Here is a 22,280-nt window from a genome sequence, read left to right as displayed (position 1 = left end):
ACTGACACCCTATGGACCTGCTCGCTACAACAAGCGCTGTCGCTGTTTCGTCTTATGCGCTGCTCTCGACGATCTACAAGAGCGCGCAAGCGCTTTATGCCCGACCGGCGACGAACCCATCGCTGCAGGACACCCCGGGACGATCGGAGCCGGTCCTTCCCAGTGTAGACGTCATCGTACCGTGCTTCAACGAGGATCCAATCACGCTCGCCCAATGTCTGGAGTCGCTTGCGAGTCAAGACTACACCGGAAAGTTACAGGTGTATGTGGTCGACGACGGATCGGCAAATCGCGACGTTGTCGCGCCTGTACACAAAATCTATGCGAACGATCCGAGGTTCAGCGTCATCTTGCTGGCAAACAACGTTGGAAAGCGCAAGGCGCAGATCGCCGCAATACGCAGCTCATCCGGTGACTTGGTCCTCAATGTCGACTCGGATACGATACTTGCCGCTGACGTTGTCACGAAGCTTGTATTGAAGATGCACGACCCGGAAGTCGGTGCGGCCATGGGTCAGTTGATAGCGAGCAACCGCAGCCAAACCTGGCTGACCAGGTTGATCGATATGGAATACTGGTTGGCATGCAACGAGGAGCGCGCGGCGCAGGCGCGTTTCGGTGCCGTCATGTGCTGCTGCGGCCCATGTGCCATGTATCGTCGCTCCGCGCTCGCCTTGCTTCTCGATCAATACGAAGCCCAATTCTTTCGTGGGAAGCCGAGCGATTTCGGCGAGGATCGCCATCTAACGATCCTCATGCTCAAGGCGGGATTTCGAACGGAATACGTCTCGGACGCGATCGCAGCAACAGTCGTCCCGGACAGCCTTGGGCCATATCTACGCCAGCAACTCCGCTGGGCGCGCAGTACCTTCCGGGACACGTTCCTTGCATTACGCCTGCTGCCAGAACTCGATGGCTATCTGACGCTAGACGTTGTCGGGCAAAATGTCGGCCCGTTGCTTCTCGCCCTGTCATCACTGGCTGCGCTCGCACAGCTCCTAATCGCCGGCTCAGTACCCTGGTGGACGGGGTTGACGCTTGCAGCAATGACAATGGTCCGCTGCAGTGTGGCAGCCCTTCGTGCTCGCGAACTGCGGTTTCTCGGCTTCGCACTCCACACACCGATCAATATCTTTCTCTTACTTCCTTTGAAGGCCTATGCGCTTTGTACCTTGAGCAACAGCGATTGGCTATCGCGCAAGGTCGCCAATGTGCCGGCCGAAGGGGAAAAGCAGTCTGTCATCCTGCACCCGAACGCTGGACCGAGTGCTGCAAGTAAATGGGGAATGTCGGGAATAATTCATAAGGCGGGGCTTTCGAGCCCTGAATCGAGCCTGACGGCAACGAAGAGCGTTTGCGGTTGTGATCGTTCGACCGCTTGCAAGTAGGTGATAGGCTCATGATGCCGGACGCAAACCATCAGCTATTAGAGCGGGAGTTGTCTGCCGACGATCCATGGCGCCTCGACAGCAGTTCCTTCGAGCAGGAGCGATACGCGCAAATGCTCCGGATGTCGCGTTGCAATGGAGGCGTTGCGTGTGCCCTCGAAGTGGGATGTGCAGCCGGTGCATTCACCGGCATGCTGGCGCCACTATGCGAACGGCTCACTGTGGTCGATGTCATGCCGCAGGCCATCGAGCGAGCGCGACGACGGACCAGGAAGTGGTCGCATATCACGTGGGTGACCTCCGACATCCAGCGGTTCTCGACCACCGAGCGGTTCGATTTGATTGTCGTGGCCGAAGTTCTTTACTACCTCAAGGACATTGTTGAGATGCATGCGGCTATCCGCAACCTAGTGAGTATGCTTGCGCCAAATGGAGCTCTGATTTTCGGGTCCGCACGTGATGCCACATGTCAACGATGGGGCCATGCTGCTGGTGCCGAAACGGTGATCGCTCTCTTCAACGAGAGCCTATCGGAGGTCGAGCGTCTGCATTGCCACACCGAGTCGGTCAACGAAGACTGCTTGATCGTGCGGTTCCGGAAGCCGGGTCATTCGTCAGAACAATCAAACGTCGGCCACTAGACCAGGGGATCGTATGCGCATCTGCGGCATCAAGTTAACACATGACGGGGCAATTGCTGTCGTCGAGGACGGGCGGCTTGTCTTTTGCACCGAGCAAGAGAAGCGCGGCAACAGTCCACGCTATCAATCCGTCGAGAATCTCGATGCAGTCGTGCTCGCCTTGGCGGAGCATGGCCTGGATCCGCGGGATATCGATCAGTTCGTCATCGACGGCTGGGATGGGGAGATTGAGTCGCAGTTCCAGGTCCTAAGTGGCGCTGTGCCGATCGCGCTGAAAGGGGCGCCGTATGTCGAGCGCCATGCTGAGGGCCTTCTTGATTCCGTCGACGGCTTTGGCCTGATCCTCGGAGGCAAGGTGTTTCCATATAAGAGCTACCCGCACGTTACGGGCCACGTCGCGTCAGCATATAGCACCAGTCCCTTTGCCAGCGCGGGAAAACCCGCGTTCTGTCTGGTATGGGATGGCTGCATCTTTCCGCGTCTTTACTATGTGGAATCCCGGGGGGCACGGTTCATCGCATCCCTGTTTCCGATGATCGGCCATGCCTATGCTGCCGCGGGCCTTCACTTCGGCCCGTACAGGCAGCCGAACCGCTCCAGTTGGGATTTAGGCATCGCCGGCAAGCTGATGGCTTACATCGCGCTTGGTTCTGTCGACGAAAGCATTGTGGCAGTGTTTCAGGAGCTCTATGAAAAGCGCTTCGCCGCTGACACGGAGCAGGCTCGTCGCTACCGCGCAGACATCAACAATGCAGAATCGTCGCTTGCAGCTGTGCACGACTTCTTCGAGGCAAGCGCATTGCGCCTGACGGCCAAGCGAGCGGAGGACGTCCTCGCGTCGTTTCATGTGTTCGTGGAACGTCTTCTTGTCAAGGAAATGGCGGTCGTTTTGCTGCGATACTCGTCGCTTCCAGGAGCGCGAAATCTATGTATCGCCGGAGGTTGCGGTCTCAATATCAAGTGGAACAGCGCGCTTCGTGCGGCGGGATTGTTCGATGATGTTTGGGTGCCGCCGTTTCCGAATGACAGCGGCTCGGCAATCGGCGCTGCTTGCGGCGCGATGGCGGCGCAAAATGGGTTCGGGCCATTGGAATGGTCAGTCTACAGTGGTCCGGCCCTGCAGGACAGCGAGCTTCCGCCGGATTGGGAGGCGGCGCCATGCAGTCTGCGTGAACTTGCGGTGATTCTGGCCGACAACAAGCCGGTCATCTTCCTTTCGGGGCGCGCCGAGCTTGGGCCGCGGGCGTTGGGCGGCAGAAGCATTCTTGCAGCGCCGACCTCCCCGGCAATGAAGGATCATCTCAACGACATTAAGCGTCGCGAGCACTTCCGGCCGGTGGCGCCGATCTGTCTGGAGGACCGTGCGCCAGAAATTTTCAGCCCAGGTACGCCAGATCCTTACATGCTGTTCGATCACCAGACGCGAGCGGAATGGCGCGACAAGGTCCCCGCTGTGGTCCATCTTGACGGCTCCGCTCGGCTGCAGACCATCTCCCGCAACTCTCCGCACAAAATCGCCGCGCTTCTCGTCGAATTTGAGCAACTCACGGGGTTACCGCTGCTCTGCAACACGAGCGCCAACCTCCACGGGCGGGGATTCTTCCCGGATGCTGCCGCGGCCTGCCAATGGGAGCGTGTCGAGCATGTGTGGTGCGACGGCCAGCTCTGGACCAAAACGGTGGTAAGGAAGCCATTGTCGGCCGAGCGACTTCTGTCAGCCTAAGAGTGACCATGTCCACCGTAGCAATCGAGCTTGCCGGCGTGAAAAAGTCATTTGGCGACAAGGTCATCGTCAATGAACTATCGTTCTCGGTTGCGCGCGGAGAATGCTTCGGCCTGCTTGGTCCAAATGGAGCTGGCAAGAGCACGATTGCGCGTATGCTCCTCGGCATGATTTCGCCGGACGCAGGCAAGATTACGGTCCTCGATGAGCCTGTGCCTTCCCGCGCTCGTGTGGCGCGCGTGCGCATCGGCGTGGTGCCGCAGTTCGATAACCTTGAACTCGAGTTCACCGTTCGAGAGAACCTGCTCGTGTTTGGTCGCTATTTCGGCATGAGCGCTCGCAAGATCGAGGCGGTCGCGCCATCGCTGCTCGAGTTTGCGCGCCTCGAAAGCAAGGCGGACGTGCGCGTGTCCGAGTTGTCCGGTGGCATGAAACGGCGGCTGACGCTGGCGCGTGCGCTAATCAATGACCCGCATCTGCTCGTGATGGACGAGCCGACGACTGGTTTGGATCCGCACGCCCGCCACCTGATTTGGGAACGTCTGCGAGTTCTGCTTGCGCGGGGCAAGACGATTCTCTTGACAACTCACTTCATGGAAGAGGCCGAACGCCTGTGCGATCGGCTGTGTGTCCTCGAGGGTGGACGCAAGATCGCCGAAGGCAAGCCGGACGGCCTCATAGATGAGCATATTGGCTGCAACGTGGTCGAAATCTATGGCGGTGATCCACATCAGCTCTGCGAGCTGATCAGGCCGCATGCACGGCACCTTGAAGTGAGTGGAGAGACGCTCTTTTGTTATGCGCCATATCCGGACCAGGTACGCGTGAAACTGCGCGGGCGAGCGGGCCTTCGTATTCTGCAGCGTCCCCCGAATCTCGAGGACGTGTTTTTGCGGCTGACCGGGCGCGAGATGGAGAAGTGAGCGATGGGTGAAAGTTATGCGGCGGTGATGCCCGCTAACGCGTACAATTGGATTGCGGTATGGCGTCGGAACTTCCTAGCATGGAAGAAAGTCGCACTTGCATCGATTCTCGGCAACCTCGCAGATCCTATAACCAATCTGTTTGGCCTCGGCTTTGGCCTTGGACTGATCGTGGGACGCGTTGAGGGGACGTCGTACATCGCGTTCCTGGCGGCAGGCATGGTCGCGACCAGCGCCATGACGTCCGCGACCTTTGAAGCCATGTATGCAGCCTTCGCACGCATGGACGCCAAGCGCACCTGGGAAGCAATCCTCTCCACTCAGCTCACGCTTGGCGACATCGTTCTGGGTGAACTGGTGTGGGCGGCCAGTAAGTCCGTTCTGGCCGGAACAGCGATTTGGATCGTCGCTGCCACGCTGGGTTATGCGTCATGGCCATCCATTCTGTATGCGATGCCAGCAATCGCCCTTACTGGCCTTGTCTTCGCCAGCCTGGCGATGGTCGTCATATCTCTTGCGCCAAGTTACGATTACTTCGTGTTTTACCAGACACTTGTCCTCACTCCTATGGTGTTTTTGTGTGGCGCGGTCTTTCCGACGAGCCAACTGCCCGGCTCATTTCAGCATTTCGCCGGCTTGTTGCCTCTCGCACATTCGGTCGACCTTATTCGCCCAGCGATGCTTGAGCGCGGCGCTGACAGCGCTGCCCTGCACGTAGGTGCGCTCTGCGTTTACGCGGTCCTGCCCTTTTTCGCGTCGACAGCACTATTTCGGCGCCGCCTGCTGCGTTGACGTGAGTTCAGCGAAAATGGAGAAAGACACATCGATGCACTGTCACGATCTTTCTGCGGTAGCTCGGGATGACCTGGTCTGTCACAGCAGCTGCATGGCCTTAAGAGGCCGCGATCGAGCAAGGTCTACGGCCGCCTGTTCGGTGGATCGGTGCGGACGCCAGCACCGTTACTTTCTGGGCGCCTTTCGCTAGGCGCCGAGACGGACTTTGCAAAATTGTGTTGTGCTGTCTGGCCCGCGCACCCGACGGAGCGTGACTGTCCAGATTAGATAGGTGGGACGCAGTAAGCGGTCCCGGCAGGATCATATGGAGAACGGGATGTTGTGCCTGGGAGTGAGTGGCGGACTTGACAGAATCTATGAAAGCACGCCGGAGCTGCCGAATACATTTCTTCACGATGGCGCTGCGGTTCTTGTGCAGGATGGCCGCGTGATCGCTGCTGTCGAAGAGGAGCGCCTCAACCGCGTCAAGCACTCTAACAAGTTCCCGAGCAATTCGATCCGATACTGCCTTTCTACCGCAGGAGTTGAGCTCGGCGAGATTGACCGTATCGCGTTCTACGCGACTGAAGCCTACTGCAACACCATGCTCGAGCGCCTTTCTGTTTCTCAGCCCGTTCCGTTGGACGCCAGACTGTTGCTGCGCCAGCTGCTAGCACGGGAGTTCGGCGCTGAGATCGATCCGTCGCGGCTTTCCTTCGTGAATCACCACGAAGCGCATGCCGTGAGCGCGTTTGCCATGTCCGGCTTCGAGCAAAGTCTCGTTTTTGCCGTCGACGGCGGTGGCGATTTTCTCTCCGGCTTATTGGCGGTGGGGTCTGGCACCGAAATTGCGCAACTTGCAGGCTTCCCGGAATATAACTCCCTCGGGCTGTTCTATCTCGAGACGATCCGATATCTCGGCTACGGGTTGTTCGACGAGTACAAAGTGATGGGGCTTGCCCCGTATGGTGATCCCGCTCCCTATCGCGAGCTCTTCGCGCAGTTCTACGAGTTGTTGGAGAACGGTGGGTATCGCGTTCACAGGGACCGGATCGGTCCAGCCCTGGTCCGCAACATCGAGGTTCGGCGAAAAGGAATGCCATTCACCCAACAGCATCGAGATGTCAGCGCTTCGCTGCAGGAGGCGTTGGAGCGGATCGTGTTTCACATCCTACGGCACCATCGTGAAGCGACGGGCATTACACGCTTGTGCTTGGCTGGGGGGGTAGCCCATAATTGCACGCTGAATGGTAAGCTGCTTTATTCCGGGCTATTTGACGACATCTTTGTTCAACCCGCGGCGCACGACGCCGGTTGCGCGCTCGGCGCTGCGTTGATGCTGTCAAACGAGCTGGGCAGGCCGGCGCCGCGGGAGCGACTGCCGGACGTTTATTGGGGGCCCGATCTCGGCAACGAGCAAGCCCTTGAGCATGAGCTCAACGCATGGTCAGGCCACCTCGACATTCAACGAAGTGAAGACATAGCATCCAGTGCGGCAGACTGGATGGCGAATGGCGATGTAATCGGCTGGGTTCAGGGCCGCTCTGAGTTCGGCCCACGTGCGCTTGGTAACCGCAGCATTCTTGCGGACCCGCGGCCTGCGGAAAACAAGGACCGCATCAACGCGATGGTCAAGAAGCGCGAGGGCTATCGCCCCTTTGCGCCATCTGTACTGGAGGAGGATGCGAGCGAGTTCTTTGAGCTCCCGGACGGCACGCGGCAGCTCCCCTTCATGAACTTCGTGGTTCGTGTGCGTGAAACCAAGCGTACCGTGCTCGGTGCGATCACACACGTTGATGGGACCGCTCGGCTGCAGACAGTATCGCGCAAGGCAAACCCCACCTACTGGGATGTAATTAATGCGTTCAAGAGGCGAACGGGAATCCCAGTTCTTCTGAATACCTCATTTAACAACAATGCCGAGCCGATCGTGGAGTCCGTGGCAGATGCGATCACCACGTTCTTAACGACTGACCTGGACGGACTTGTTGTTGGGCCGTTCCTCGTCAGAAAGCGGCCAGCATCACTGCAGGATTGGAGTGCACTGGGCGTTTCATTGCCGCCGTATGCATCCCTTCATCGTGTTCGCTCCCACACAGCGCCAGATCGTCAGGAAACGGTCTGCGAGATCCGCACAGGACATTCCGCCCGCGATGGTATGCGTATCTCACATGAGCTTTTCGAGATCTTGATGCGGATCGAGGGCGAGGCGTCGCTCGGCTGGCTTCTCGACGCAACCATGCAGGACCAGGCCAAGCGTGAAGATCTCGTGAGGGAGCTGCGGCTCGTGTGGGAGCTGCGTGGCGTTCGGCTTCATCCGCCGCGCGCGGCTTGCGGCTGCAATAAAGTGCAAAGCGAAACATAGCCGGAACTCATGAGCATGGCCATGCCTATGCCTGCAGCATGTGAGGAGGCCAGACCACCTGACGCACGGGGGTCATCGGGCATCCGACTGAAATCGGGCACGTCGACGCAACACCGATCAAGAAAAAACGGAAGGTGTTGCGAGGACGCGGCCCGTCACGGATAGCACTGCTATGAAGTTCTACCGACGCAGCTCGCCGGCACCGCGGTTTCAGACCGTGACGTCGGACAAGATGATACGTGAGACGTCCGCAATGACGTCTCTTGTCCAACCAGGAGCCCGGGAAGAGGCAATGCAGAGCGGTTCGAAGAATGGTAGGTTCGTAGTTTCCCGGCGACGCACGGGGTTCGGCGACTGCCTGTGGTCACTGGCGGCAGCTTGGCGTTTTGCAAAGCAGACAGGACGGACGCTAGCCATTGATTGGCGGGGATCTTGTTATCTCGATGAGCCATCCACGAACGCCTTTCCAGTCTTCTTCGAACCGGTTCAAGGCATTGCTGGCGTGCGGGTGATTTGCGACGACGAGATCAATCATTATTCGTTTCCGGGACCATTCTTCCCGGCATGGTGGAACAAGCCATCCATCGATTGCATCTACCGTCCGGACGAACAGATTTTCCGAGAACGCGACGAACTCGATCAACTGTTCCAAAGTCGGAAAGATAGTGACGCTAACACGGTTGTGTGTGACGCCTGCCTGATGTGGCGCTGCGATCAGGAGGCCGAACGAGAAATCTTCCGGAGCATCAAGCCACGACCTGAAATTCAGTCTCGGATTAATGCAATCTACCGCGAGCACTTTGAATCGTACAGCGTAATCGGCGTTCATGTCCGGCATGGCAACGGCGAGGACATTATGGGGCATGCTCCCTACTGGGCTGACCCTGAGCGCGCCTTGCGACAGGTCTGTAATGCCATTGATAAGGCTAGGGAGTTACCCCACGCAAAACCCGTGAAGGCTTTCCTGTGCACGGACAGCGCGATCGTCCTTGAGAAGGTTTCGACTATATTTCCTGATGTTTTCACGATTCCAAAACAGTTCCAGGCCCCTCAGGCCGGCCCATTGCACAACGCCACGCTCGGAGCCGAGGGCGGCTTTTCCGCCCTCATCGATATGTACCTCCTTGCGCGCTGCGACACTGTGATTCGTTTTCCCCCGACGAGCGCCTTTACGCGCTATGCGCGTCTCTTTGCCCCACGCGTTATAGAATTCGATTTGAACGATCCGAGCCGATTGATCCTGATTGAAGAATCCTCAGAAGCGCTCGTGGTTTCATGAGAGCCGTTGCCCGCGTGATTGATCTGATTGCCGCTTTTTGCATCCAGCAGTATTGGCAGATCTTTTCGGGGCGGGAATTGTCTGGCCGAAGTGATGCTCTGTCGCGAACTTCCACCGGAGAACAGAGCGACGCGGGGGCCGAATGTCTTCCGCTGAAGCTCGACGTCGACAACAATGACCTTAGCGTGGCTGCCGCCACGGTAAACAGGTGTAACACGTCCTCGCTTCGGGGGCGCAAGTCGACGCTAATCGGTCGTCGATCGCGGATGAATATATCGAAGGGCTCTCCGTTCATCCGGTGAGCTCCGTCTTGGCGGCCGCTACTCGCTGGTGTGAACGGGCGCTCTCGAAATCCACTATTTTGAAGAAACATTCAGTACGCCAGGTCGCGGTCCGGAATCAATCCGCCCGGCGATGTGCCAGTGCTGGATACGTCCGAGTAGGCCACGATGAAGTCGGCATCAGTTGCCGACGAATCTAACGTACGACTCTGGTAACGTCAGCTTTCGAGTTTGGGGCGCTGCTCGCAGCCTTGTCTTTACGACGGCGAGTGTGCTCGCTAGTTTACGTAGCTGATGCACCATCGCTGTCGCAAAGCACACGCACTATGTCTTGAACGAACCGAGCATTTCGCGTGCGCGACACTAGGACGCAAAACGGAAGCGGATTTACATGCATCGCAGTGGCCCAAATCCTGCTACGCATGCCGCACGCAGCAGGAGAGGAGGCGGGCGTGGATCTCGATCTGCCAAAGAACGATCTGATCGAAGGCCAGGTGCCCGACACAAATTTAGCTTGCCCTTTTCAGACCGATAAAGCCCGTGTTCATGGCAGAGAACAGAAAGTGATGTTGCTCACCGGAGCATCGCGCGGAATTGGTCACGCCACTGCCAAGCTGTTCTCTGAGGCGGGCTGGCGCATCATTTCTTGCGCGCGTCAGCCGTTCGACGGCCAGCGATGCCCCTGGGAGGCAGGGAACGAAGATCACGTGCAGATCGACCTCAGCAATCATCGAATGCTGCCGCGCGCGATCACTGAGGTCAAAAAGCGCTTGGCCGGTGCACCTTTGCACGCACTGGTGAACAATGCCGGCGTCTCGCCGAAAACGCCCGCTGGCGATCGGATGACGTCGTTGACGACGTCGATCGAGACCTGGATGAGGGTGTTCCATCTCAACCTGGTGGCCCCGATCCTGCTGGCGCAGGGGCTGTTTGACGAGCTAAGAGCCGCGTCAGGATCGATCGTGAATGTGACTTCGATTGCGGGCTCGCAGGTGCACCCGTTTGCGGGCAGTGCCTATGCGACGTCGAAAGCTGCGCTCGCGAGCCTGACACGCGAAATGGCCCACGATTATGCACCGCATGGAATTCGCGTGAATGCGATCGCGCCCGGCGAGATCAGGACGGACATGTTATCGCCCGACACAGAAGCGCGTCTCGTGCCAAGTATCCCGCTTCGCAGAGTGGGAACCCCGGACGAAGTGGCCAAGGTCATCTTCTTCCTGTGCTCGGATGCGGCGAGCTATGTCGCGGGGGCCGAGGTGCCGGTCAATGGTGGGCAGCATCTGTGAATCAGCCGGCCTTGGGGACACCGCTGACTTGAGCTGCAGCAGCGGTAGTTATGTTCTCCGCTGACGACGCGTGCGCAATCTGCAAAATGGAATGAAAGCACACCGTAAGTTTACCGTCGTGCCATGAAAAGGTGTTACGGTTCTATGTCATCTCGTGAACACTTGGCGTCAGATCGAGAGTGACATGCAAAACGAAGCTCGCCAACCCGGACAAAGTACCAGGGAGGATGATCGAGAGAACGGAGGCCGCCTCATGCTGGATATACCTTCCTCATGCGAACGACCCGCACCGCAACCGGAGCCCGAACGTAAGCTCTCGAGCGAGCCGTTGCGTGAGAGCGCGCTGACCGGCATCTTCGAGATATCGAAAATACTCACCGCTCCTTGTCGGCTCGAGGTCACGTTAGCCAACGTTCTTGATCTTCTGCAGTCGTTTGTGCAGATGCGCCACGGCATCGTTTCACTGTTCGATGACGACGGCATGCCGGACATTACAGTGGGGGCGGGCTGGAGCGAAGGCAGCGACGAACGTTACCGGATGCGGCTGCCGCGGAAAGTAATCGACCAGATCATCGCGACGGACAGGCCTGTTGTCGTCGAGAACGTGGCCGCCGAGCCGGTATTCAGCGCTGCCGACCGGGAAGTGCTCGGCGCCTCTGATGATACGCCAGTTTCGTTCATCGGGGTTCCGATTCGCATTGAGCCGAAGGTCGTGGGTACGCTGACGGTTGATCGTATCCGGGACGATAGGTCGAGTCTCGGGATCGAGTACGATGCGCGACTGCTCGCCATGATCGCCAACCTGGTGGGACAAACAGTGAAGTTACATCGCTTGTTCGCCTGCGATCGCGAACGATTGATGGCGGAGAAAGACCGGCTACAAAAGCAAGTACTCGACCTCAGGCAACCCCCTCGGGAGCGCAAGAAGCTACACGCCCATGGAATCATTGGCGATAGTCCGGCCCTGCGCGGGCTGCTGGAGAAGATCGCGATTGTAGCCAGATCTAATAGCACGGTTCTGCTGCGTGGCGAATCCGGTACCGGAAAAGAACTCGTAGCCAAGGCCATTCACGAATCATCGTCCCGCGCCAGGCGCCCGTTTGTTAAGCTGAATTGCGCGGCGCTTCCTGAGACCGTCCTGGAATCAGAATTGTTTGGACATGAGAAAGGCGCCTTTACGGGTGCGTTCAGCTCGCGCAAGGGACGCTTCGAACTTGCTGACAAAGGAACGCTGTTTCTTGACGAGATTGGCGAGATCTCAGCTCCGTTCCAGGCGAAGTTGCTGCGCGTTCTCCAAGAGCAGGAGTTCGAGCGCGTCGGCAGCAACCAGACTGTTAAGGTCGATGTTCGAGTGATAGCTGCGACCAACAAGAACCTTGAAGAGGCTGTCGCAAGGAGCGAGTTCCGCGCGGACCTTTACTATCGCATTAGTGTAGTTCCCTTGCTGTTGCCACCCTTGCGCGAAAGACGCAGTGATATTCCGCTTCTCGCCAGGGAGTTCCTCAGAAATTTTAATAACGAGAACGGTCGTACTCTGACTTTGGAGGCGAGCGGGATCGATGTACTGATGAACTGCGGCTTTCCGGGAAATGTCCGCGAACTCGAAAATTGCATCGAGCGGACAGCGACGCTGTGCGCCGGATCATCGATTGTGAGAAGTGACTTTGCATGCTGCCACGGCCAGTGTCTTTCTGCGATGCTGTGGAAAGGCACCTCCGACGAGAGACTGGACCAGCCCGCACCCACGCCGTCGGTGCCTGCAAAATCCACCATTCCGCTAGCTGAAGCGACCCAGCCGGTCCAGTCTGTCGGCGGCGAACTGGCCTCACTGGGGCCTCCCGGCACAGTTCTCGTTAGTGGCGCCAAGATGGCCGATCGCGAACGGGTCATTGCGGCCATGGAAAGATCTGGATGGGTGCAGGCAAAAGCAGCGCGCCTGCTCGGGCTAACGCCGCGTCAAATTGGCTACGCGCTGAGGAAATATGGAATAGAGATAAAGCGGTTCTGAACGACGACATCGGTCGGAGCTGCTACTGCCAAATAGCTACACGAGAACGATCTCCGATAGGCATTCTCTGAAGGAAATGGGTCTGCCCACGGGGGCAACTTGGCCCCGAGCATCGCGCGCGCTTGCGGGACTGCTGTCGAAGGGCGGGCTCACCTGGTTCGATGACAAAGGGACTTGCTCACTATGACATACTTAGCGTCATTGCGGGCCATGCAATCGCGAACAGTCGGTTGCGGATCATGTAACGAGCGTCATGCCTATCCGTCGATCAAGCTCCGGACTAGTGAGCGCCAATGCTCATTGAACGTCACCCGGTCAGCCGGTCGCCGGTGATTGGCGGGGTAATCTGTCGCAAGCCGTCCTAGCATCACTCAGCTGGCGCGGCCTGCTGAAAAGCGCTGTCGCAGTTCTGACAGTGTTAGGATTCGTTCGTCGGGGAGCGGCCTAGAGGCGCGCATTACCGGGACTAAGCCTCTGTGATGGCAAGCCGATCCGAAAGGGCGGGCGATGGTACGACACTTGCTGTGCTCTCCGCAGCTGTCGCAGCTTTTGGGAGCAACACCGTGCACAACGTCGTCTGCATCAAACAGGTTCCGGACTCGGCGCAGATCCGCGTGCACCCCGTGACCAATACAATCATGCGTCAGGGAGTGCCGACCATCATTAACCCATATGACCTCTTCGCCCTCGAGGCCGCGCTGGAGCTGCGCGATCGGTTCGGCGGCGAAATTACGGTGCTTACAATGGGACCGCCATCGGCGGAAGACTCTTTGCGAAAGGCGCTGACTTACGGGGCCGATCGCGCCGTCCTGCTCACCGATCGCTGCTTTGCGGGCTCCGACACCCTGGCCACGACGTATGCACTTGCAACTGCCATCCGAAAAATTGGTAAGGAATATGGCCCGACAAACCTCATCTTCACGGGGAAGCAGACAATCGACGGCGATACGGCGCAGGTTGGGCCCGGCATCGCAAAGCGGCTGGGCGTATTGCAGCTAACCTACGTTGCGAAAGTCAGATCCTTAGATCTCGCCGCCCATACAATTGAAGCAGAACGACGCGCCGAAGGTGGTGTCCAGGTGCTGCACACGAGGCTGCCCTGTCTCATCACCATGCTGGAGGCAACGAATCAGATTCGGCGAGGCGCGATGGCGGATGCCTTGCGCGCGGCGCGCGCCAAAATCGTGAAATGGAGCGCAAACGATGCCGGTATCGAGGACGTCTCCAAATGCGGCCTCAAGGGATCGCCGACTGTCGTCAAGCGAGTGTTCGCTCCCTCTGCGCGGGCTGAGAAGGCAGCGCTGGTCGAGGCCGGCGAGCAACCGGCGCAGGCGTTGATAGACGCGATTTTCAAGCGTCAGCCGAAGCTCGAAGCCGATCTTGCTGCACTTGCCCGTGCCGCTTGATCTGGAGCGAAACGGTCAAAGATGTACCAACACCAGAGGCACTCGCGTGGGCGCGCAAGATCTAGCTAGGTATTTCAGCTCGCGACCTGCGCGTTATGGTCCATGGCGTTCCTCGATTTCCAAGGGCATCGGGGACCGCATGTTCCCTAGACCGCGTTATGGCCTCGATCAATGCCCGGAGTTGGCCGCGATTGTCAGGCGCATCGACAAAGGGCTGCGAATGCGTCCAGATCCCACTATATGGTCGTGTTCGATGGCGTTGAGGCAACTGCTTAGCGCGTAGTTGTCGCGAGCGAAGATGGATTACGTCAGCGAACGGGATCACCATGCCAGCGCCCGCTCTCCAAAGCGCTTGTCGCGCTGTTCAAGGCGCGAAGCCGACTTTTGTGGCACTTTGAACCAATCTCCGCGATTCAGTATCCCTATACTCATTGGCCCGTTGTGAGTGGCGGGTGGCTCTTCGCCGTCTGGTGTCCGACAGCGGTGCAAGCGCTGTCAGGTTCAATACACTTGCGACGAGGAGTCGGCCGCGATTTTGTCAATGTACTCAAAATCTTTGCAGCGAGTGCACGATTTGGCACGGTGATTGCTGTAAGCGTGCAAGAAGACATCGTGGTGGTACTCGCGAACGTGAAACATAGCGTCGGTCTCTTTGAGAATCTCGTGGCAGCCAGCAGCGAGCCAGGTAGATGCGGATAATCCTTGCAAAGCTGTACGAATCTCACAGCGGTTCGATCGACTGGCAGGAGCAGCAACAGCGAGGGCCTGCGCGGCGTAATATCTCACCATGACGCTGAAAGCGTATGATCGCCGGCCCGGAAATTCGCGGCATCGAACGTTTCGTGGACCGGAATCCGTCTTGATCGCCGCCGCTCAGTTGATCTACGTGCTCCGTTCGATGCGGGTGAGCAGCACTGAATGGCGCTGTCTGCTACCGCGAAGGCGCAACCAAAAATGTTGCCTAGATGGTGAACGCGAGACAAGCCCATCGAAACCAACGAACTCGCGGTGGCCCATAGCTGGCGCGGTGCTCCGTCAAAGACCGTTCTCTCCTCATCACCAGGAGTCACATGACATCTCAAGCGTCTCGATTGACACCCGATCAGTCTCCGCAGATATGCTGCAAGTATTTGACTGAGCAAGCACGAGCCCTGTTCGGCCCGCACCCGTTCGCTGCGGAGATGTCCGAGGACCAGGTCGCTCGCCTGCTGCCCGACTATCTGGCGATGTCACAGGCGTTCCCGTACCTACAGGCGGGGTCGCAACGGGATCTCATTTTCGATGCAATGAATCACAATCGAGATATTGCGAGGGACATTGAACTGACCAGCGTGGTTGGAAATTTCATCTGTTGGGATGAGACGGGCGGTTATGGCCAAATTCTCCAGGGAGGCAAGGCGGCGCTACCCGACATTCTGGTGACTGAGAACTTCCACTCCAACCTTCTTAGAAAGGATGCGTTGCAACTACTCGGCAGAGCAATACGGCCCAACTACAGCGCCACGACCAAGCGGTACCTGCATTCTCTCTATGCCGGATTGTCATCGAAAGATCCCTTAGTGCGTTGCGCCTTCATGGTCGCTTTTGAGCTACATGCTGCGGACATGATCGAGTCGCTATGGACCACTCTGGTCAAAACGTTTAAGGCGCGGCCTGAAGATCTTGAGTACTTCCGCAGCCACGTCGGCGGAGAAGATCCTGCGGAGAAGTACCACGGAGAAATGACAGGCCGGCTGATTGGCGAACTTATCCCGGCTGATAGGAATAACCGCTTTTTAGATGAGTTCGATCGAGCCTATCGGCTCAGCCTACAGTGGTGCTGCGATCTGCGCCGAATTGACTCACTGAAGGGAGATGATCACTCGGAGGTAGGGCACCATGGCCGTTGTCATTGTGGTTCTGTCAAGTTCTACGTCAAAGCACCGCGAGAGCTCTCTGCAGTTCGATGCAACTGTTCAATCTGCGAAATGTCTGGATTTCTGCACTTGCTCGTACCCGGCAACAAGCTTCGCATTAAGTGTGGCGAAGAATTCCTCACGACGTATCAGTTCAATAAGAACATCGCTCGGCACACGTTTTGCCGGGTTTGTGGCGTAAAGCCATTCTATAGGCCGCGCTCAAACCCCGACGGATTCAGCGTAAATATTCGATGCCTCGATAAAGGGACCATCGAACGCATAACGGTGAGCGAGTTCGATGGCGAGCATTGGGACCAAGCCTTCCGCTCGATGCACCAGGACCTTCAGTCCTGCGTCGAACATAAAACCCTGGAGTGAACTCGAATGGCACGCGCAATGAATCATAAATCTCGTCTTCTTTCAGAAGAAGCTTTGACAAAATACCGCATAGAACTGCTGGTAAAGGGGACGGTCGTGATCGGCCCCCAGATATTGTTCACCCAAGATGACTTGTCCAAAATCGATCAGCTGCAGGCTGAAATTTCCGAAGAAGAAGTGAGGCAGGGAGATGCCGGCGACTCGCACAATGTTTTCGTCAAGCGCGTGAGGATAGACCCGCCCGGCCGCCCTCCTAGCGACGTGAGCGGTGCAGCTCCACGGCAGATCATGGAACTACTTGAAAGGAAAGACCGCAGCTTCGCGGTAAGAAAGATCTTGGGGGCCACGTCGGATCACGTGATTCGCAGATGCCAAATGCATCGGATGCCTCCTGGTTCGTTTGTTGGCATTCATCTGGATTCTGCGAGCGATCCGGATTTCGAGTACGCGGTCATCGTGCAGCTGGCGAGGGACTTCGAGGGCGGGGAGTTCGTGGTATATCTAAGCGGGTACGAACACCAGGTATTCCGACCGCCATTTGGCGCTGTGCTTGTTACCACATGTAAGCTCCGGCATGAGGTGAAGCCTGTGCTGTCCGGCGAGCGCCGATCGCTGGTCTACTTCTGTTCAAAACGCAGCGGCGCGAACCGCCGGATCATCGAAAGTTCTACGGCTGGCACATGAGGTGGGGTGGCTGAGATCGCTTTCGAATGAATTTGGTAAGGGGTGAGCTCTCAGGAGAGGGTAGTAGCTTGGCATCTTGTGCTCAGACTGGTTCTGGCAAAAGCTGCCGGGGCGATGAGCATGTGGAAGACGAGTTGGTTTGGAGCGAACCGGATCTCGCCGCCCGGACGCGATTCGTTCAACCTGCGCAAGCCCAGCTGCCGCGCTTGATCCCGAGCCACCGCGACCGCGTACAAGCCTCCAGCAGGTCGTCAATGATCAGGATGGTAACGATACCGCCAATTTCCTGTTCGTGCTGTGAACGATGCGGGCGTTACTGGTGGCGGCGCCCACTGGTCGCTTCTGTTGGTTGAGGCGCGTGCCTACCGCCCCGGTTGCCTGTCACTATGACTCCGCCCAGTCTGCCAACAGTACCATTTGCAGAACAGCTCGCAGCACGTCTCGGCTTCCGCCTGCAACCGGCCCGCTGGCCCGGCAGCAGAACGGCCTGGATAGGGTACCCAGGTGGCAGACGCGACGCCAGCGCTGATTGGACGATTAGCGCAGGGCGAGCGGCCAGTCCATGAGCGGCTGCACCTCGAGCACCTCATCGCCGATCGGCACTTCAGTAGCGACTTAAGGGTGGTCCCGATTGGGGCTGACAGAGCTCGAGCTAGACGAGGCAAACATCCCATCGTCAGGAATCTCGCGCGATCGAAAGCAGGGACAAGTTCAGTTCATGAGCGGTTGAAGATATGGTCGCTGGGATCTCAATCAAACCATTCGCAGTAGGTGATACTGCAGATCGCGGGCCGCTGCCCTATCGCGCGCAATCACAAGGCACTCCACAGTGCCAGCCTCTGGGTCGGCAGCAAGCGGGATCACACCCTCCTTGCGTGTGCGGTCGAACAGAAATCCTTCCTTGACCAAACGATCATGCGCTATTTGTAGGGATTCTGATCGAACATTTCTTACGGATAAAAGAACGTTGCAACCGGAATAGTCGAAACCCAGCAGCCGTACGGCAATGGTGTGTAACACCGAGCCGCCACCCCAACGGCCGTTCGCTTCGTTAAACAGCAGCCGTCCGTCATCCGCGAAAATGGCGTCAATGTTGATCATTCCGCGATATCCTAGGTTTCGCGCAAGCGCCACAAATCGGTAGGCGTGCGCCTGGGCAGTCAACCATTGCTCGTTCCTCAGGTCGCTTGGTAGCTCAAGTCCTGTCCAGATCAGAGCTCTTTCGGATCGGTCGGCGCTTTTACGCAGACGTATGTTTCCACTGCTCATGAAAACGATTGAACCATCATCCTCGATTTCATACTCGAGATAGAACAAAGACGTCGCCAGGTGGTACGACTCCACGACCAGCGTCTTACATGACGCCGTTGTCATCTCGGACCAAAGCGCGTCAGGATCAAACGACGGCCATGGAATTCGCCGGGTCTCTCTTGCCCCAGGTAGTGGATCGCTTTCATTGCCGGTCAGGATGACATTTCCGACTCCGCCGGCTCCATTGTCCAGCTTTACAATAACGCTGCCGGTCGCGGTTCTAAGTGAAGTGACCGCTCTGAATAACTCGTTTGAGTCTGTCGTGATAGATCCATTCGGCAGTGGAAGTGCGACGCTTGTCGCCAATTGACGGAAGTGGCTCTTGCGGTTCAACAGATCAGGCCCCCGCTGCAGCGCGAAGTCGTCGCCTGTCTGCGGTATGCCGAGCATGGCCGCCAGGCGTGCGACGCCTTCAGTAGAGTAGCAGGGATACAATCGCCAGGTTGATTTCTGACGAATATGTCTGTTGATTCGCTCAACAACAGTCTTGGACAGGAGTGTGCAATCATCGAGCACCGGCGATTGGCTGCCGCCTTGAGGTACAAGCAGACAGAGACTCGATGCGTCGAAATTGAGCGTCGCGCCAATGAAGGATAGCAGATCCGCGGGGATGACCACCGGAGAGACTATCAGGTCACCCTCATGAGCAAACCACGCTGAACGGTATGCCGAATTGGCGGCCAGCGAAAGTTGAGCTGGTGTCAGATCGGAGCCCGACATTTGAGCCGTACCGGCATTCATGATCAGGATCCGCGGCATCCGCGACCTCCGGGCATTTGGGCGCGATCAGAGAGGAATCGTGATGCCAACAATGGTGAACCTGCTGCGCCGCGTTGAGCACTGAGCGAAGCTTGATTTGGCGCCGTCCTGCTCCGAGAGAGGCGAGGTCGGTGAGCGCGAGCGATATGGTCAGTCTGTCGGCCGAGGCCGACGTAGCTGAGAGGCTGCCCTTCGAAATGGACCGCAGTTTCGCCGGGAGTATACGCAGCTTTTCGGTCGGTCAGGCTGCGGAGATTCAACTCGATGTTCAAGCGCCTCACGGCCGCATAGTACGCTTGCAGCGAGTGGCTTCCGCCGCAACCCGGAATTGCTTGGCGAGTCTCCGATGACATGATTCGGTTGGCCTTTATACAGGCTATGATCAGACGGCCTTGGAGGGATGATGGTTCTCATGGGTTGCGAACAATGGATATTGCTTGAGGGATCTCGGCCGATTGATCACTCTCTCTGTTCTGCTGCGCGACGGTCGTGTGCATCTGTCCGTAGTGATAAAAACACCACGAAGACAGTTTCTTGCCGCGTCTTTGATATACAGGCTCGCCGCACATATAGGCCTCTCTGGCATCTCCATCTTTGAAGCCGATGATGCAGCGGCATTGGCCTTCAATATGGTCGATCAACAGGACCTTCTTGAGGCCGTCGGGCTCTTTCAACTTGCTGCTCCATAATGCCAAGCAATATTTTGCGATGCCGCGCGGGCCAAGCGGAGCGACAATTGCAGCTCAGGCTCCTTGAAAACCTGCGCAGGCCAGCCATCTGTCGCACCTTTGCGCGATCGCCATGCCTTGCCACCACGAGAAAGCAGTGACAGAGCGGAAAGCCAGTTCGGCGAACTGATATTGGCGCGGTGTCGCGCCAGAGGAGGGGCTTTGTTCAGCTTCGGCCGGCAGCGTCCCCGACTTAGGGGGGGCGAATGGAGGTCTACGTCGCTCAACTCTGACCTCGTCGGTTCTCTGGTGCCCCGGGCCAGAACAGCCACGTGGTCTCGGTTTCGGAATGGCGGGCCTTTCAAAGCCACGTTCGAGCCATAGCGCCGCAATTAGGACTGGCTGCAGAACCCTTCCGACCGCCCCGCCACGGGGGATGAGGATCATGATTGACCATGGGGACGAGGGTCTGACCAGCTGAGACATTCGCAATCCTTCACGATCTCGGCAGCAGACCGAGACAGGTGCCCACCTCAAGACCGTACGACTTAACGTTACGTCCGATTCAAGCCCTTTTATGCACGCTCTGAACGTGGCCAAGCTCTTAAATCGGCTCGCCGGCCGGTCTGGTGTCGCACGCATTCAGCGCTGCGATTTGCGTCAAGAAAGTTCGTTTGCCTTTGAGATGAGGGCCGCTGCCGATAAGCCAATTCTCGGAAACGTTCGCCCTTTCGCGACCAAGGGCTCGCGCCCTTTGCAGCCGATTGCCCGCCTGACCTCCGCTGCCGTCATTGGATAGCTCAGTCACTTCTATGATTTTGCAATGCCAAATCCGGCATCTGACCGATAGTTTTCGATGAGTGCCGTGAGGGTGGGCGAGGAACGGTCCTGCGAATGTGCCGGCGGCCGTCATCAAACGCACGTCGCGGTCACTGATTTCGCTTGGCGTCAGGATTATCGCAGCGTCTGATACAGGCGGTACAGCAAACGCGCGCGAGGTTCAATCGACGAGATGTAGAGTTGCTCATGATGCGTATGCGCGCCCGTGCCGTCAACGCCAAGGCCATCAAGAGTCGCGGTATGCGGCGCGGTGAAATTGCTGTCGGAGCCGCCGCCGCTGAACGCGTCGAGCAGCTCGAAGCCAAGTTCGGCGGCAAGCGTTTTGGCGTGTGCGTAAAGTGCGGCGCCGGCGCTGGTCTTCTCATATGGCGGACGGTTCAATTCGCCTGATACCTTCACGCTGACGCCGTCGGAGCGCGAGGTGATGCCGAGAATCTTGGGCACCAGCTCGTCGGCATGTGCCATGGTGGGGACGCGCACGTCGACTTGCGCATAGGCCAGTTCCGCGACGACGTTGGGCCTGGTGCCGCCGCGGACGACGCCGACATTGACGGTGATACCGCGCGTGAGATCGTTCATCCCCTCCAGCGTCTGGATCACATGGGCGAGTTCCCGGATCGCGCTGCGGCCGCCCTCGGGCCGCGTACCTGCATGCGCCGGAGCGCCCTTGATGAATACGTCAAAGCGCGCAACGCCCTTGCGTCCCGTGATGACCTTGCCCCCGTCGCGAGCGGGCTCGGTTACCAGTACGTATTTGGCCTTGCGGCCCTCGGCCTCGATCAGCGCGCGCGAGGTTGGGCTGCCGATTTCTTCGTCCGAAACGTAGAGGTGCGTGATGCCGAGCGGCGGGCGTGCATCATCGGCGCAGATTTGCCGGAAGGCGTGATAGGCGAGGTAGGCACCGCCTTTCATGTCGTAGATGCCAGGGCCGAACGCGCGGTCGCCCTCGATCTTGAATGGTAGCCGTTCGATGGACCCCATCGGATTAACTGTGTCGAGATGGCTTAACACCAGAATGCCCGGTACGCCCTGCCCCCAAGAAGAGCGGCTGACCAAATGATCGCCGCAGCCGTCACGCCCCGCAACGCGCTCGACACTGGCCGGCAGGTCGCGATAACCTGCTGCGACGACATCAGCGAGTTTGTTGATCTGATCCGGCCGCTCCGTCGGAGATTCAATCAGGACCCAGCGGCGAATGCCCTCGAGAATCTGGGCGATTTCGAACCCGTTGCTGGACAGAATTGTCTGACGCCTTTGAAGTCGATTTGTCATCGCTTCTGCAAGATCATAGTGTCCCTGTGTCCTCACGTCAGAATCGAGCCGAAAGATCTAGAGAAGCGCCAACCATTTTGACCCGGGGCGTGCCTATGAACCCGATCCTGCTGCGGCAACGATGCTTACTCGCCTGTCGCTCACAACTGATCTACCAAAGCTGGTAGTTTTCGAGAGGATTATGCAGTTGTCCTGACCAGGTATTCGCACGCGTCGTGGCGCGGCAGGTCGCAGACCGGCACAAGCATAGATCGACAGGCGAAGCGCCCGAAATCGCCGGGGGCTGATGAGACCTTTCAATACGAGCCTAATCTGTGGAACCAGTCGCAGCCCAGGCAATTGTTGGATCGCGGTCGTGGAAGCGACTAGGGAGTGAGGCCATCGACCATTCTG

Annotated in this window: 15 protein-coding genes; 12 read left to right on the top strand and 3 right to left on the bottom strand. The window is 58.0% G+C overall.

Annotated elements, in window-relative coordinates:
• Positions 1-11 precede the first annotated feature (11 nt).
• The 12 genes from nodC (at position 12) to XH96_RS32090 (ending at position 17,037) form a co-directional block, all read left to right on the top strand.
• Positions 12-1,388 (top strand): chitooligosaccharide synthase NodC, encoded by a 1,377-nt coding sequence (nodC, locus tag XH96_RS32145; RefSeq protein ID WP_143130696.1) that lies wholly within the window; start codon positions 12-14, stop codon positions 1,386-1,388.
• An 11-nt stretch (positions 1,389-1,399) separates the two neighbouring features.
• Positions 1,400-2,029 (top strand): nodulation methyltransferase NodS, encoded by a 630-nt coding sequence (nodS, locus tag XH96_RS32140; protein ID WP_092217720.1) that lies wholly within the window; start codon positions 1,400-1,402, stop codon positions 2,027-2,029.
• 13 nt (positions 2,030-2,042) lie between these two features.
• Complete coding sequence (gene nodU, locus XH96_RS32135; RefSeq protein WP_194389509.1) at positions 2,043-3,752, top strand: nodulation protein NodU; 1,710 nt, start codon at positions 2,043-2,045, stop codon at positions 3,750-3,752.
• Positions 3,753-3,760: 8 nt separating this feature from the next.
• Positions 3,761-4,675, top strand: coding sequence for a nodulation factor ABC transporter ATP-binding protein NodI (gene nodI / locus XH96_RS32130; RefSeq protein ID WP_167380988.1), 915 nt, complete (start codon positions 3,761-3,763; stop codon positions 4,673-4,675).
• A gap of 3 nt (positions 4,676-4,678) precedes the next feature.
• A complete protein-coding gene (locus XH96_RS32125; RefSeq protein ID WP_092217717.1) occupies positions 4,679-5,467 on the top strand; it encodes an ABC transporter permease in 789 nt (262 codons plus the stop codon).
• A 319-nt stretch (positions 5,468-5,786) separates the two neighbouring features.
• A complete protein-coding gene (locus tag XH96_RS32120; protein ID WP_194389508.1) occupies positions 5,787-7,814 on the top strand; it encodes a carbamoyltransferase in 2,028 nt (675 codons plus the stop codon).
• Between the two features lie 172 nt (positions 7,815-7,986).
• Complete coding sequence (locus XH96_RS32115; protein WP_305853278.1) at positions 7,987-9,093, top strand: nodulation protein NodZ; 1,107 nt, start codon at positions 7,987-7,989, stop codon at positions 9,091-9,093.
• Between the two features lie 733 nt (positions 9,094-9,826).
• Positions 9,827-10,663, top strand: coding sequence for an SDR family NAD(P)-dependent oxidoreductase (locus XH96_RS32110; protein WP_027562745.1), 837 nt, complete (start codon positions 9,827-9,829; stop codon positions 10,661-10,663).
• A gap of 253 nt (positions 10,664-10,916) precedes the next feature.
• The gene (nifA, locus tag XH96_RS32105; protein ID WP_246789822.1) at positions 10,917-12,671 is read left to right on the top strand and encodes a nif-specific transcriptional activator NifA; all 1,755 of its coding nucleotides are present in this window, start codon (positions 10,917-10,919) and stop codon (positions 12,669-12,671) included.
• A gap of 563 nt (positions 12,672-13,234) precedes the next feature.
• Complete coding sequence (locus tag XH96_RS32100; protein ID WP_092217786.1) at positions 13,235-14,077, top strand: electron transfer flavoprotein subunit beta/FixA family protein; 843 nt, start codon at positions 13,235-13,237, stop codon at positions 14,075-14,077.
• 1,070 nt (positions 14,078-15,147) lie between these two features.
• Entirely contained in the window at positions 15,148-16,353 is a 1,206-nt protein-coding gene (locus XH96_RS32095; RefSeq protein WP_194389504.1) for a GFA family protein, read from the top strand.
• A 6-nt stretch (positions 16,354-16,359) separates the two neighbouring features.
• Positions 16,360-17,037 carry a 2OG-Fe(II) oxygenase gene (locus tag XH96_RS32090; RefSeq protein WP_194389503.1) on the top strand — a complete coding sequence of 226 codons (678 nt, stop codon included), beginning with the start codon at positions 16,360-16,362 and terminating at the stop codon, positions 17,035-17,037.
• Between the two features lie 753 nt (positions 17,038-17,790).
• On the opposite strand, the gene XH96_RS32085 is transcribed toward XH96_RS32090, so the two are convergent.
• The 3 genes from XH96_RS32085 to XH96_RS32075 form a co-directional block, all read right to left on the bottom strand.
• A complete protein-coding gene (locus XH96_RS32085) occupies positions 17,791-19,107 on the bottom strand; it encodes a peptide ligase PGM1-related protein (protein WP_092219336.1) in 1,317 nt (438 codons plus the stop codon).
• A 410-nt stretch (positions 19,108-19,517) separates the two neighbouring features.
• Complete coding sequence (locus XH96_RS32080) at positions 19,518-19,781, bottom strand: hypothetical protein (RefSeq protein WP_194389502.1); 264 nt, start codon at positions 19,779-19,781, stop codon at positions 19,518-19,520.
• 948 nt (positions 19,782-20,729) lie between these two features.
• Positions 20,730-21,887 carry a M20 family metallopeptidase gene (locus tag XH96_RS32075; protein ID WP_194389500.1) on the bottom strand — a complete coding sequence of 386 codons (1,158 nt, stop codon included), beginning with the start codon at positions 21,885-21,887 and terminating at the stop codon, positions 20,730-20,732.
• Between the last annotated feature and the right edge of the window lie 393 nt (positions 21,888-22,280).

The sequence above is a fragment of the Bradyrhizobium sp. CCBAU 51765 genome, from assembly GCF_015291725.1.
GTDB lineage: Bacteria > Pseudomonadota > Alphaproteobacteria > Rhizobiales > Xanthobacteraceae > Bradyrhizobium > Bradyrhizobium liaoningense.
This window is presented reverse-complemented; position numbering and strand designations above follow the sequence as displayed.